This window comes from Mordavella massiliensis (genome assembly GCF_016901695.1).
GTDB lineage: Bacteria > Bacillota > Clostridia > Lachnospirales > Lachnospiraceae > Claveliimonas > Claveliimonas massiliensis_A.
On sequence record NZ_JACJKS010000072.1, the window covers coordinates 1 to 487 of the forward strand.

The following is a 487-nucleotide window of genomic DNA, read 5'->3' on the forward strand; positions in this document are numbered from 1 at the left end:
TCTAACGCAGCATTAGCTGCATCTGTTTTTCTATTACATTCAGGAAAATCTCAATGCTTTTAATTCCCATTATCAGCAGAGAGATTAGCGGATGCGGCTTTAGCAGGAAAGCGGACAGTGCAGTCTCTTTGCATTCCATTTTCAAAAGGAGGCTGTGCGTATGACAAATGCAAACACGAGCGACGCGTTACCTGTCAACCGGACGTTTAAGTCCACCCTGTTTATCATACTGTTCGAGGACAAGAAGAACCTGCTGGAACTGTATAATGCCATCACGGGGAAACATTACGCGGATCCGGAACTGCTTGAGATCAACACACTGGAGAATGCGATCTACATGTCGATGAAGAACGACGTATCCTTTCTGATCGCGGCAGGCTGTCGCTGTATGAACATCAGTCCACGAAGAACCCGAATCTCCCGCTGCGGTTTCTGCTTTATATTTCGCATCTGTATTCCAGGATGACTGTGAAAGAGAACCTGTACG

1 protein-coding gene is annotated in these 487 nt (G+C 46.4%); it reads left to right on the forward strand.

The window, feature by feature from the left end:
• Positions 1–160: 160 nt before the first annotated feature.
• Positions 161–466 carry a hypothetical protein gene (locus H6A20_RS13145; RefSeq protein ID WP_338106721.1) on the forward strand — a complete coding sequence of 102 codons (306 nt, stop codon included), beginning with the start codon at positions 161–163 and terminating at the stop codon, positions 464–466.
• Positions 467–487 lie beyond the last annotated feature (21 nt).